We start from the raw sequence: 12,613 nt of genomic DNA, 5'->3' as shown, positions 1-12,613 counted from the left end.
ACGCTGTTCAAGGAGTGAGCAACGCATGTTGATCCGTCTGCAATGTGAGCAGCGCCAGTGGCGCGTGCTGCACCCGGACAAGCCGGAACCGATCGAGTTCCGCGACGGTGTCCGCGCCTTCGATTTCGCTGAAACCCTGGCCCGCCTCCATTTCACCGATACCGGGCAGCGTGCCGCCGTGCGCGTGGAATCCAGCGGCGCGTTCGTGGAAGCGGTCAGTTACGGGTAAGCGCAACCGCCGGTCTGGTGGGTGCGGGCCGTAGGTCCGCACACATGGATCCATCCACGCATGGCGTGGATCTACTCAGCTGGCAGCGCTCAGCGGCGGCTTGCCGCTGGCCAGGGTCGGCCAGCGCTTGAGCACGGCCGCACGGATGCCGGCGGCATCGATACCGGCTTCAGCCAGCAGATCTTCGCGGCTGGCGTGGTGCTGGAACGTGTCAGGCAGGCCCAGGTGCAAGATCGGGCGCAGCACCCCTTCAGCATTCAGCAGCTCGGCCACGGCCGAACCCGCGCCGCCGGCAACCACGTTGTCCTCGATCGTCACCAGCCCGTCGTGGCTGTTGGCCAGGGCCAGCACCAGTTCGCGGTCCAGCGGCTTGATGAAGCGCATGTTGACCACGCTCAGGCCCAGCTCGCGGCCGACCTGTTCTGCAGCGGCCACGCAGCTGCCGAAGGCCAGCAGCGCAACGCCGTGGCCCTGCACGCGCAGCTCGCCCTTGCCGATCGGCAGGGTGGACAGGTCGCTGCCGGCATCCACGCCGGTGCCGCTGCCACGCGGGTAGCGCACGGCGGCCGGGCCCGGGTGCTGCAGGCCGGTGCTGAGCATCTGCCGGCATTCGGCTTCGTTGGCCGGGGCCATCACCACCATGTTCGGCACGCAGCGCAGGAAGCTCAGGTCCAGGTTGCCGGCGTGGGTCGCGCCGTCCGGACCGACCACGCCAGCGCGGTCGATCGCAAACAGCACATCCAGGTTCTGGATGGCCACGTCGTGTACCAGCTGGTCGTACGCGCGCTGCAGGAAGGTGGAGTAGATCGCCACCACGGGCTTGCCGCCCTGGGTCGCCATGCCGGCGGCCAGCGTGACGGCGTGCTGCTCGGCGATGGCCACGTCGAAATAGCGCTGCGGGTATTCCTTGCTGAAGCGCACCAGACCGGAGCCTTCGCGCATCGCCGGGGTGATGCCGTACAGGCGTGGCTCGGCGGCGGCGGCATCGCACAGCCAGTCGCTGAACACATCGGTGTAGGTCGGCTTCTTGGCGCCGGTCTTGGCCACCAGGCCCTTGTCCGGATCGAACGGGCCGACCGCGTGGTAACCGATCTGGTCGCCTTCGGCCGGCTCATAACCCTTGCCCTTGGTGGTCATCACGTGCAGCAGCTTCGGGCCCTTGGAGGCGCGCAGCGTCTTCAGCGTGGACAGCAGGGCCGGCATGTCGTGGCCGTCGATGGGGCCGGTGTAGTGGAAGCCCATTTCCTCGAACATCGTGGACGGCACGAACATGCCCTTCCAGTGCTCTTCCCAGCGCTTGACGAAGCGGGCGGGGTTGTTCTTCTTGTCGCCGAGGATCTTCTTGCCACCCTCGCGCAGCGCGTTGAGCGTGCGGCTGCCGGTGGCGCGGCCGAGCATCTTGGTCAACCCGCCGACGGCCTCGGAGATCGACATGTTGTTGTCGTTGAGGATGACCAGCAGGTTCGGCTCCGGGTCCATGCCGCCGGCATGCATCAGGGCCTCGAAGGCCATGCCGGCGGTCATCGCGCCGTCACCGATGACGGCCACGACCCTGCGGTCATCGCCCTGCGACTGGCGGGCGATGGCCATGCCCAGCGCAGCCGAGATCGACGTGGAGGAATGACCGACGCCGAAGGTGTCGTACTCGCTTTCCTCGCGCTTGGGGAACGGCGCAACGCCATCCTTCTGCTTGACGGTATGGATCTCGTCGCGGCGGCCGGTGAGGATCTTGTGCGGGTAGGTCTGGTGGCCGACGTCCCAGACCAGCTGGTCGTGCGGGGTCTGGTAGAGGTAGTGCAGGGCCACGGTGAGTTCGATCACGCCCAGGCCGGCGGCGAAATGGCCACCGCTCTTGCCCACCGATTCGATCAGGTAGGCGCGCAGCTCATCGGCGACCGCGCGCATTTCGGATTCGTCGAACGTACGCAGGTCATCGGGCGTCTGGATGCGCGCGAGGCGGGGATAGCGGGCAGAGTCGATCATCGTGTTCGCACTTGTTCTGAACGACCATTTTCGCCCTCAATCGGGGGTGGGGCAAGCAAACGCCGCCGCCCGTGACAGGACGGTGAGGGTTGCCGGTGGCCGTGTTCAGGTGCTGAGCTTGGATCGCTTCGGCAGTTGTGCCTTCAGGAACGCCATCTGGTCGGCCAGGATGTTGCGGTTGGAGAGGATCAGATGTTCGATCCAGCTGGGCCGGTAGGGAATGGCCAGCAGGGGCATGTTGGCCTGTTGCGGGGTGCGGTTGCTCTTGCGCGAGTTGCACTGGAAGCACGCAGTGACGACGTTTTCCCAGCAATCGAGGCCACCCTTGGACAGCGGCATGACGTGATCGCGGGTGAGGGTGGGGCGGTTGAACTGCTGGCCGCAGTAGAGGCAGAGGTGGGCATCGCGGGCGAACAGGGCCGGGTTGGTCAGGTTCGGCGTAGGGTCCGGTGCGCGCGAGCGGGCGTGGCCGCGGGCGGCGATGATCGGGTGCAGGTCCATGCCGCTCTGCAGGCCGCTGAGCCGGTTGGTGCCGCCGTGGATGTGCAGGCAGGGGTCGCCCAAAGTCCAGGAGACCGCGTTGCGGGCGTAGAGACAGGCTGCGTCCTGCCAGGTGATCCAATCCAGGACGCGTCCGTGGGCGTCAAGCGAGAGCAGGCGGACGGTGCCGGGGCGATGCAGCGGGCTGGCAGTGGGCGATGACGCGGCGCCCGGAGCAGAAATCGAGGCTCCGGCTTCGATCAGACCCAAGCGTGTAGTGTCTGTCTCCATCGGGAAAACAGCTTATACCCGAATCATTGCGATTTGGATATCGCCTGGTGGGCGATATCCAAATCGCAATGATTCGGGTCCGCGCATTCCTCCTATCCCCCGCGCCGTTGGCGCGCCCCCCTTAACAAAGGGGGGCTTTTCACCAGACGGAGGGCGGGGGTCGGATCCCTTTCCGCAGGAAAGGGCTCTGACCCTCATCCACGCATGGCGTGGATCTACCGGGGTGTCGAGGCTGGGGTCGGATCCCTTTCCGCAGGAAAGGGCTCTGACCCCTTATCCACGCATGGCGTGGATCTACCGGGGTGTCGAGGCTGGGGCGGATCCCTTTCCGCAGGAAAGGGCTCTGACCCCTTATCCACGCATGGCGTGGATCTACCGGGGTGTCGACGCTGGGGGCGGATCCCTTTCCGCAGGAAAGGGCTCTGACCCCTTATCCACGCATGGCGTGGATCTACCGGGGTGTCGAGGCTGGGGTCGGATCCCTTTCCGCAGGAAAGGGCTCTGACCCCTTATCCACGCATGGCGTGGATCTACCGGGGTGTCGAGGCTGGGGGCGGATCCCTTTCCGCAGGAAAGGGCTCTGACCCCTTATCCACGCATGGCGTGGATCTACCGGGGGCGAGGCTGGGGGCGGATCCCTTTCCGCAGGAAAGGGCTCTGACCCCTTATCCACGCATGGCGTGGATCTACCGGGGTGTCGAGGCTGGGGTCGGATCCCTTTCCGCAGGAAAGGGCTCTGACCCCTTATCCACGCATGGCGTGGATCTACCGGGGTGTCGAGGCTGGGGTCGGATCCCTTTCCGCAGGAAAGGGCTCTGACCCCTTATCCACGCATGGCGTGGATCTACCGGGGGCGAGGCTGGGGTCAGAGCCCTTTCCCGTTGGGAAAGGGATCCGACCCCGTGGGCTCAGGCGCCGAAGCGCTCGTCGTCCATGGCCATCAGTGGGGCGGCGCCGGCCTGCAGGGCGGCGGCGTGGGCCAGGGTGCGCGGCAGGACGCGGGCGAAGTAGAAGCGGGCGGTCTCGCGCTTGCCCTGGGCGAAGGCGGCGCCGTGCGCGCTGGCGTCGGCGGCGGCCACGCTGCGGGCCCACCAGTAGGCCAGCACGACGTAACCCGAGTAGAACAGGTAGTCGTAGCTGGCGGCACCCAGTTCGTCCGGGTTGGTGGCGGCGCGCTTGAGCACGTCCATGGTCAGCGCACCCCATTCGGCGGCCTTGGCGCGCAGCGGGCCGATGAACTCGGCCAGCGCCTCGTTGCCCTCGTGTTCCCTGGCAAAGGCTTCGATCTCGGCCAGCATCAGCTTCAGGCCAGCGCCCTGGCTGGCGGCGGTCTTGCGGCCGATCAGGTCCAGTGCCTGGATGCCGGTGGTGCCTTCATACAGCGTGGTGATGCGTGCGTCGCGGGCGAGCTGCTCCATGCCGTGTTCGCGGATGTAGCCGTGGCCGCCGAAACACTGCAGGGCGTTGTAGGTGTTCTCAATGCCCCATTCGGTCTGGCAGGCCTTGGAAATCGGGGTCAGGAAGCTGACCAGGGTATCGGCACGTTCGCGCTCGGCGGCGTCGTCGGCGCTGTGTGCGACGTCGATCAGGGTGGCCGCGTGCAGGGCCAGCAGGCGGCTGCCTTCGACCAGCGATTTGATGGTCAGCAGCATGCGGCGCACGTCCGGGTGCACCAGAATCGGGTCAGCCGGCTTGTCCGGGAACTTCGCACCGCTCAGGGCGCGCGACTGCAGGCGCTCGCGGCTGTACTTCAGCGCGTTCTGGTAGGCGCGCTCGGACAGGCCGATGCCCTGCAGGCCGACGCCCAGGCGTGCGGTGTTCATCATGGTGAACATCGCCTGCAGGCCCTTGTGCGGTTGCCCGACCAGATAGCCCTGGGCGCCATCGAAGTTCATCACGCAGGTGACCGACCCCTTGATGCCCATCTTGTGCTCGATCGACCCGCAGCGCAGTGCGTTGCGCTCGCCGACGTTGCCATCACGGTCGACCTTGAACTTGGGGGTGACGAACAGCGAGATGCCCTTGGCGCCGGGCGGGGCGTCGGGCAGCTTGGCCAGCACGAGGTGCACGATGTTCCCGGTCAGGTCGTGCTCGCCGGCGGTGATGAAGATCTTGGTGCCGCTGATCGCGTAGCTGCCGTCGGCGTTCGGTTCGGCCTTGGTCTTCAGCAGGCCCAGGTCGGTGCCGCAATGCGGTTCGGTCAGGCACATGGTGCCGGTCCAGCGGCCTTCGATGAGCGGTTTGAGGAAGGCGTCGTGCTGCCACGCCTCGCCGTGCTGCTTCAACGCTTCGATGGCGCCGTGGGACAGCAGCGGGAAGTTGCCCCAGGCCAGGTTGGCGGCGTTGATCATTTCGTTCAGCGGCACGCCCAAGGTGTGCGGCAGGCCTTGGCCACCCAGTTCGGGCGCGGCGGTCAGGCCGGTCCAGCCGCCATCGACGAACTGGTCGTAGGCCTGCTTGAAGCCGGGCGGGGTGGTCACTTCACCGGTGGCCTGGTCGAGCACGCAGCCGATCTCGTCGCCCACGCTGTTGAGCGGGGCCAGCACGCTGGCGCTGAAACGGCCGGCTTCTTCCAGCACGGCATCGACCACGTCGGCGGTGGCGTCGGTGAAGCCCAGGCGGGCGAACAGCGGTTCGACCTTGAGCACGTCGTGCAGGGCGAAACGGAGGTCGCAAAGCGGGGCGGTGTAGCTGCTCATCGGTGACGTCTCGATCAGGACAGAAAGGGCGCGGCAGGCAATGCCGCAACGAAAAGGGGGGTCAGCGCAGCACGCCGGGCAGGCCCGGGGCCTGGTTGAGGGTGCTGCGCCCGCTGATATCGAAGCTGCGCTGCTTCTTCTCCTGCGGGGTGGCGGCCACGGTGCCCTTCAGGCCATAGGCCAGGGTGCGGTTGCCGGCCAGCGCATCGGCCACCACCAGGCGCGCGCCGGAACTGGGCACCAGGTCGAGGTTGATGACATCGGCCGAGGTGCCGCCGATGGAAATGGCCGGCTTGGCCTGCAGGGTGCCCGCTTCGATGTCGCCCACGGTGAGGGTGAGTGACACGTCGTCGAAGGTCATGGGCATCGAGCTGTAGTTCTGCAGGCGCAGGGCGACGGTCCAGTTGCCGTCGGCGCGCACGGTGAGCTGCTGCAGGCTGGCCGCCGGTTCCGAAACACGCTTGACGATGCCATCGCTGCAGGCAGCCAGGGCCAGGGTGCACAGAGCGATCAAGGCGAAACGGAAACGATGGAGCATGGGCGCAGGTCCTGTGTAGGGGGTGCGTGGAATAAGCATACTACGGCGTATGGTTGAATGGATCGCCACGGGCGACCCGTCGCAGAGGGTAGCGCGTGAGCGTGACGCGCAGGAACGCGACCCGCAGGCAGGCAGCGGGTGTAAGGGCGCGCCATGGAGGGCGGCCGGAGCGGGGCTCAGTCGGCTGGCGCGGGCTCGGGCGCGGGATCGCGCAGTGGTGCCATCACCCGCAGCGGTGCGAGGTCGTAGCCCATTGCTTCGGCCTTGGCCTTGAGTTGCTCGAACAGGCTGCGGTCCATGTCCGGAAGGCGCGAGAGGATCCACAGGTATTTCCGGTCCGGTTCGCCGACCACCGCCCACTGGTAATCCGGGTCCAGCGCGATCACCCAGTAGTCGGCCCAGACCAGCGGCACCCAGCTCAGCCAGTCGGGTGCGAAGCGCACCTGCAGCTGGCCGGGCTGGCCTTCCACCGGGCGCGCCACTCCCTCTGCCACCACCCGTTCGCCATCGCGCTTGCGGCAGGCATTGGTGACGCTGATACGGCCATCGCGGCGCAACCCGTAGTTGGCGGTGATATCGCCCACGCACTGCTTCTGGAACGAGACCGGCAGGTGCGCGATTTCGTGCCACTGGCCGGCGTAGCGATCGATGTCCAGGGCGTCGACCGCGCGCACGGGTCCGGTGGCGAGCGCTGGCGCGCAGGCCAGCAGCAGAGAGATCAGCAGGGCAGGGCGCAGGCGCATCGGCATGGGCAGGCTCCGGACGAGGGCTTCGAGCGTAGGCCAGTGCCCCGGATGCGGTGTGAACGCCGCGGCCGGACGCGCATCCATCGCGGCCGGCGCAAAAAAAAAGACCCGCATTTCTGCAGGTCTTCAAACTGGTGGCCGAGGACGGAATCGAACCGCCGACACGGGGATTTTCAATCCCCTGCTCTACCAACTGAGCTACTCGGCCAGTTTGGCAGGCCAACCGCGCGGACGCGATGGCCGGAAAAAAAAGACCTGCATTTCTGCAGGCCTTCGCAAATGGTGGCCGAGGACGGAATCGAACCGCCGACACGGGGATTTTCAATCCCCTGCTCTACCAACTGAGCTACTCGGCCACTTGTTTCGTTGCAGCGAGGTCGCTGCCGAGGACGCGCATATTACGGAGGTCGGCAGCGTTCGGCAAGCGTTTTGGCAAAAAACATTCACATTGCCGTCTGCGCGTGCGCAAGTGGTTGATCCTCGGTGTTCTGCAGGCACCCGTAGCAGGCAGCGCGGGGCCTTCGGCATTTCGCCGGGCGTGTCCAAGCGGTATCAGGCCATGATCGGCGCCGCGCCCTCACGGCGCGAAACGGATCTGGCGCGGGTCGCTGACGCTGATCTGGGTCTGGTAGTAGTACTTGCCGCTGCGCTGGCCGTTGCCGTTGATGAAATCGATGCGCGTCTGGCGTGCGGTGCCGCGCACCAGCAGGCGACGGTTCTGCAGGTGGTCCAGCTTCAGGCCCAGCGCGGCTTCCAGTTCCGGGCGAAGCGCCGCATCCATGTTGAGGGTGATGTTCAGCGGGTGCCGGTAGTCGCGCTCGCTGTTGAGGTAGAGGCGGCCATCGTCGCTGCCGACAGCCTGCACGGTCATGGCGAAGATGCCGGAAATGCCGCGTGCCGGATCGTCCTGTGCGGCGCGCACGGCTTCGATGCTGCCGATGTAGCCGGGCACCGGCGGTGGCGCAGTGGCCACGCGGTGGGCACAGCCGGTACCGAGCAGCAGTGGGACCAGCAGAGAGGCCAGCAGGGCGGGGCGGTTCATGGCGCTTCCTTGTGCGTCGGTGATGTGCCGATTGTGGCCGCGCGAGGGTTGCAGCCACAAGCGCGCTGTCCCTTCGGTCCGCCGATGGGGCATGCTGGGCGCCTGTTGCATCGACCAGGGAAGGACATGCCAAAGACCGCCGACGTTCATGCCATCGACTGGGGATCCCTGCAGGGGGCCTATGGCGACGCCTCTGAAGCGGGCGCACTGCTGGCGTCGATGATGGACCCGCAGCACCTGCAGGACTGGAACGACATCTGGTCGCATCTGTGCCACCAGGGCACGGTGTATTCGGCCAGCCACGCGGCGCTGCCGGTGCTGCTGTCGATCGCGCGGCAGACCGGGCGCAGCGACCACGATGACGCGCTGCTGCTGGCCGGTGCGATCGTGGCCGGTTCGGAGGTCGGCGATCCGGGGCTGGTGGCACATGGCGATGTCATCCAGGCGCTGCGCGGCAAGGTGCAGAAGCGCCTGCAGGGTCGTGGCCGGGAGGCGGTGCCGCTGTCCACGGACGGCCACGGTGATCGCGGCTGGTTGCGGCAGGCCTGGCTGGGCCTGAGTGGTGAGAAAGCCTGGTCGCAGCACCTGGACCGGCTGGCCGAGGGGGAGATCGTGGGGGCGTGCGCGGCCTGTTCGGTCGATCTCTACTGCACACTGGATGTTGAAGCGCCCTACGTGTGCCATGAGGATCCGGTGTTCGGCGCGCCGTCGGCGACGACTGCGCTGTTGCCGGGCGAACCGGTGGGCGTGGCCGAGCAATGGCTGATGCACCAGGTGCGTGACGACGGCGACGTCCGCGCCGAGCAGCTGCTGGAGCTTGCGTTCGGTCATTCCACCTGCAGCGCGTGCGGGCATCCGTTCGCCGTGCGCGAGTGCGTGCGGGCCTGAGCCACCCGTGGCTTCTGCACGCGGCGCTCGCGGCGGCCTGACCGGCGCATCACCGCCGCATGTCTAGCGTGCGGTGATCAGGCCGGCCTGTTGTCGGCTGGAGCGCGCCCATGAACGACAAGCAGAATTCCAACCAGCAGCAGGCCCGCGAGGGTGCCGAGGAAAGCCGTCAGGACCGTCGTCAGGATGAGGTGGCCAAGCAGCGGCCCGGCCAGCAGGACCAGCAGGTGCATGACGCGCATTCGCGCCGGCCGCAGCGCAAGGATGGGAGCCAGGATCCGGCGTGAGTGTGGCGGCAGCACAGCCATCCGTGGTGACGCGCTGCCTTACAGGCCCACAACGAAAAAGGCCGGAAGCCCTGTCATTCCAGGAGTTCCGGCCTTTCCGTCGTGCGTTGCCGCACTGAATGGTGGTGGAGCCAAGGAGGATCGAACTCCTGACCTCGTCATTGCGAACGACGCGCTCTCCCAGCTGAGCTATGGCCCCACGGCGGGGCCAGTGTAGCGCTGCACTCCGGGCTTGCCAAGCGGCGGACCGGGACCCATGGCAGGCTGATCACCATTACCGCCGAGGAACCCCATATGGCCGACTACCACCCGCTGGAGTGCGACCTGCACGATGTGCTGGAAGTCGCCTGTCTGCATCGTGCCCAGCTGCAGGTCGAACTGCGTGACGGCAGCCGCTTCGTGGCGCGGGCGCGGACCACCATCAGCACCGCGGACAAGGAAGAATTCCTGCTGCTGGATGCGCCCGACGGCGAACACCGCATCCGCCTGGATCAACTGCATGCGGTGACAACGCTCGGGGCTGATGGCGTTGCGGGCACGCGCACGGTGCTGGGGCCGGTCGATGCGACCGGTAAAGCTGAACAGCCTTGCTGAATCAAAGGCTTGGCGTGGTCAATAGCCGGATCCGGCTAGGGCAGGGGCGTAAAGAGGACCAGAACGGTGCCGTTAACAGGGTGCGCTTTCGGGCCCTCCCTTCCACGGACCTGTTTTTCCATGATGACCCCTGCTGGTTCCCGCGTTTCCGCTTCGCCGCCACGCTCGCTGACCATTGCCACGCGCCTTGCACTGCTGATGGCCGCGATCACGGCGGTTGCCTTCGCCGCGCTGGCGATCCTGATCTACCGCGACACGGCTGACAGCTACCAGCAGCGGGTGAGCGGAGGCCTGGACACCGCCACCGTGCTGATGCGCGATTCGGTGCAGCTGTACGACCGCAGCCTGAGTGAGAGTACCGAGCGCATCGCCGGCACGTTCCGGGCGATGCTGCCGCAGGGCCCGGCGCTGGCCGACGGCGCCGCGCCCATCGAAGTGGGCGGCCGCAGCACGCTGGCCCTGCACCTGGGCAGCGAGGTCATCGGGCCGGGGTCGACCGAGGTCGATCGTTTCGCTGCCGCCACCGATGGCGTGGCCACGGTGTTCGTACGCGATGGCGATGATTTCGTGCGTGTGGCGACGTCGCTGCGCAATGCGCAGGGCGAGCGCGTGCTGGGTACCGTGCTTGACCACGGCAATCCCGCGTATGCACGGGTGCTGGCCGGGCAGGGCTACACCGGTCCGGCGCATCTGTTCGGCACCGACTACATGACCCATTACATGCCGATCCTGGCGGAAGACGGCAGCGTGGCCGGCATCGCCTTTGTCGGCCAGGACTATTCGCAGGGCCTGGCCGCGCTGAAGATGCGCCTGCGCGAGGCGACGCTGGGCCGCGAGGGACGCTTCATCGTGGTCGATACCCGCACCGGCAACGAACGCGGGCGCGTGCTGGCCGCCACCGAAGGCGAGGGCGGACTGCTGCAGGAGCGGGTGGCCGCCGGGGATCTGCCGGCGCTGCAGGCACTGCTGGACGGCAGCAGCACGCAGGCACGGCTGCACCTGCGTCCGGCCGCGGGCGGTCCGGAACAGGCGTGGTTCGCCTCGGCGCAGCGCTACGGTGCCTGGCAGTGGCTGGTGATCGGGCTTGAGCCGCAATCGGTGCTGGGCGATGTGCTGAACGGCCTGATGCTGCGCATCGCGTTGATTTCCGCGCTGGCACTGGCAACGGTGGTGACTCTGATCGTGCTGGTGGTGCGTCGCCTGCTGGGGCGTCCACTGGCGGCGGCCGCACAGGTCGCGCGCGATGTTGCCAGCGGGCGCCTGGATCGTGAGATCGAGGTGCGCCGGGATGATGAGGTGGGGCGCGTGCTGGGATCGCTGCAGCAGATGCGCGCCAAGCTGCGGGACATCCTGCAGGCCCAAGCTGCCATGGGCGAACAGCATGCGGCTGGCGTGGTCAGCCACCGCATTGACGAAGCGGCATTCGAGGGCGAGTTCCGCGCGATGGTGGCTGGCACCAATTCGCTGGTGGCCGCGCACCTGCAGACCCAGCAGCGCATGGTCGCCCTGGTCGAGCGCTACGCCGAGGGCGACCTGCAGCAGAGGATGGATGTGCTGCCGGGGGAACAGCGGGCGATCACCGAGGCGCTCAATGGCGTGCGATCGAAATTGCAGGGCATCAATGGCGAGATCAAGCGCCTGGTCGCGGCTGCCGCCGCCGGCGATTTCAGCGTGCGCGGCGACGCACTGGCCTTCGCCAATGATTTCCGGCAGATGGTGCAGGGCCTGAACAGCGTGATGGGCACCGCCGATGACAACCTGCTGGCGCTTTCGGGGCTGCTGCGCAACCTGGCCGAAGGTGACCTGCGCCATCGCATCGACGGACAGTCGCAGGGGGTGTTCGCGCGCATGCGCGAGGACGCCAATGCCACGGTGGGCGCGCTGACCGGCATCGTTGGCCGCATCCAGCAGGCTGCCGGCGCGGTGAGCCTGGCGGCAGCGGAAATCGCCGCCGGCAATGATGATCTGTCCCGCCGCACCGAACAGCAGGCCGCCAACCTGGAAGAGTCGGCCGCGTCGATCGAGGAAATGACCTCGGCCGTGCGCCAGAACGCCGACCATGCGCGCCGTGCCGACCGCCTGGCGAGCGAGGCGGCACAGGTTGCCGGGCGCGGTGGCGCGGCGATGGCGGAGATGCAGTCCACCATGGGCCTGATCGATACGGCTTCGCGGCGCATCGCCGAGATCATCGCGGTCATCGACGGTATTGCCTTCCAGACCAACATCCTTGCCTTGAACGCGGCGGTTGAAGCGGCACGGGCCGGTGAGGAGGGGCGTGGGTTCGCGGTGGTGGCCAGCGAAGTGCGCGCGCTGGCGCAGCGATCGACGCTGGCCGCTGCGGAGATCAAGGCGTTGATCGAGGATTCGGTGGCCCGGGTCGCCGAAGGCACCGTGCTGGCTGCTGATGCCGGGCGCACCATCGAGGACGTGGTGGCCGCGGTGACATCGCTGGGCGGGCTGGTGGCTGAGATTGCCCATGCCTGCCAGGAGCAGGCCGCCGGCATCGAGCTGGTCAACCAGAGCATCGTGCAGATGGACGGTGTGACCCAGCAGAATGCCGCACTGGTGGAAGAAGCCTCGGCGTCGGCGCGGGCGATGAGCAGCCAGGCGCACGCGCTGCAGGATGCCGCCGGCCGATTCGTGCTGGAGGGCCGTCCGCTGGCGGCAACGGTGTAAGCCAACGGGGTAGGCGGCGGTGGCACGTGCCGTCGCCGCCCACTTTGCCGCAGCAGGCGGGAAGCTGACTGCGACGGGGTGCGCAACGAAATCGTAACAATTCGGGCGATAATGAGCGCTTGCGCAGCGTCCCCCCTTATCTACCGCCCGGCCCGCGCAG

At 67.4% G+C, this 12,613-nt stretch carries 11 protein-coding genes and 3 tRNA genes; 5 read left to right on the top strand and 9 right to left on the bottom strand.

Annotated elements, in window-relative coordinates; translation table 11 throughout:
• Positions 1-25: 25 nt before the first annotated feature.
• Positions 26-229 carry a hypothetical protein gene (locus C1924_RS13240; RefSeq protein ID WP_108765725.1) on the top strand — a complete coding sequence of 68 codons (204 nt, stop codon included), beginning with the start codon at positions 26-28 and terminating at the stop codon, positions 227-229.
• 75 nt (positions 230-304) lie between these two features.
• Here the strand turns inward: C1924_RS13240 and dxs are convergent, their stop codons facing one another.
• From dxs to C1924_RS13200, 8 genes are all read right to left on the bottom strand, one after another.
• Entirely contained in the window at positions 305-2,212 is a 1,908-nt protein-coding gene (gene dxs / locus C1924_RS13235; RefSeq protein WP_108765724.1) for a 1-deoxy-D-xylulose-5-phosphate synthase, read from the bottom strand.
• 105 nt (positions 2,213-2,317) lie between these two features.
• The gene (locus tag C1924_RS13230; RefSeq protein WP_108765723.1) at positions 2,318-2,983 is read right to left on the bottom strand and encodes an HNH endonuclease; all 666 of its coding nucleotides are present in this window, start codon (positions 2,981-2,983) and stop codon (positions 2,318-2,320) included.
• 908 nt (positions 2,984-3,891) lie between these two features.
• Positions 3,892-5,682 carry an acyl-CoA dehydrogenase C-terminal domain-containing protein gene (locus C1924_RS13225; protein ID WP_108765722.1) on the bottom strand — a complete coding sequence of 597 codons (1,791 nt, stop codon included), beginning with the start codon at positions 5,680-5,682 and terminating at the stop codon, positions 3,892-3,894.
• A gap of 61 nt (positions 5,683-5,743) precedes the next feature.
• Entirely contained in the window at positions 5,744-6,220 is a 477-nt protein-coding gene (locus tag C1924_RS13220) for an LEA type 2 family protein (RefSeq protein ID WP_159094803.1), read from the bottom strand.
• Positions 6,221-6,396: 176 nt separating this feature from the next.
• Positions 6,397-6,963: a lipocalin family protein gene (locus C1924_RS13215; RefSeq protein WP_108767059.1), complete on the bottom strand. Its 567-nt coding sequence runs from the start codon at positions 6,961-6,963 to the stop codon at positions 6,397-6,399.
• A gap of 135 nt (positions 6,964-7,098) precedes the next feature.
• Positions 7,099-7,174: transfer RNA gene (locus C1924_RS13210), tRNA-Phe, on the bottom strand.
• A gap of 72 nt (positions 7,175-7,246) precedes the next feature.
• A tRNA-Phe gene (locus tag C1924_RS13205) sits at positions 7,247-7,322 on the bottom strand.
• Positions 7,323-7,543: 221 nt separating this feature from the next.
• Entirely contained in the window at positions 7,544-8,008 is a 465-nt protein-coding gene (locus C1924_RS13200) for a hypothetical protein (protein ID WP_108765720.1), read from the bottom strand.
• Between the two features lie 126 nt (positions 8,009-8,134).
• Between C1924_RS13200 and C1924_RS13195 the strand changes: the two genes are divergently transcribed.
• Positions 8,135-8,896, top strand: coding sequence for a hypothetical protein (locus tag C1924_RS13195; RefSeq protein WP_108765719.1), 762 nt, complete (start codon positions 8,135-8,137; stop codon positions 8,894-8,896).
• Between the two features lie 110 nt (positions 8,897-9,006).
• Positions 9,007-9,183, top strand: coding sequence for a hypothetical protein (locus tag C1924_RS20420; protein WP_174208962.1), 177 nt, complete (start codon positions 9,007-9,009; stop codon positions 9,181-9,183).
• Between the two features lie 123 nt (positions 9,184-9,306).
• Here C1924_RS20420 and C1924_RS13190 read toward each other — a convergent pair.
• Positions 9,307-9,382, bottom strand: a tRNA-Ala gene (locus C1924_RS13190).
• 95 nt (positions 9,383-9,477) lie between these two features.
• On the opposite strand from C1924_RS13190, the gene C1924_RS13185 reads away from it, so the two are divergent.
• A complete protein-coding gene (locus tag C1924_RS13185) occupies positions 9,478-9,777 on the top strand; it encodes a Rho-binding antiterminator (RefSeq protein WP_108765718.1) in 300 nt (99 codons plus the stop codon).
• A 120-nt stretch (positions 9,778-9,897) separates the two neighbouring features.
• A complete protein-coding gene (locus C1924_RS13180; RefSeq protein ID WP_108765717.1) occupies positions 9,898-12,453 on the top strand; it encodes a Cache 3/Cache 2 fusion domain-containing protein in 2,556 nt (851 codons plus the stop codon).
• The last annotated feature ends 160 nt before the right edge of the window (positions 12,454-12,613 follow it).

The organism is Stenotrophomonas sp. ESTM1D_MKCIP4_1 (assembly GCF_003086895.1).
Classification (GTDB): Bacteria; Pseudomonadota; Gammaproteobacteria; order Xanthomonadales; family Xanthomonadaceae; genus Stenotrophomonas.
The sequence above is the reverse complement of the archived record's forward strand: the minus strand, read 5'-3'. Positions and strand labels throughout refer to the sequence as shown.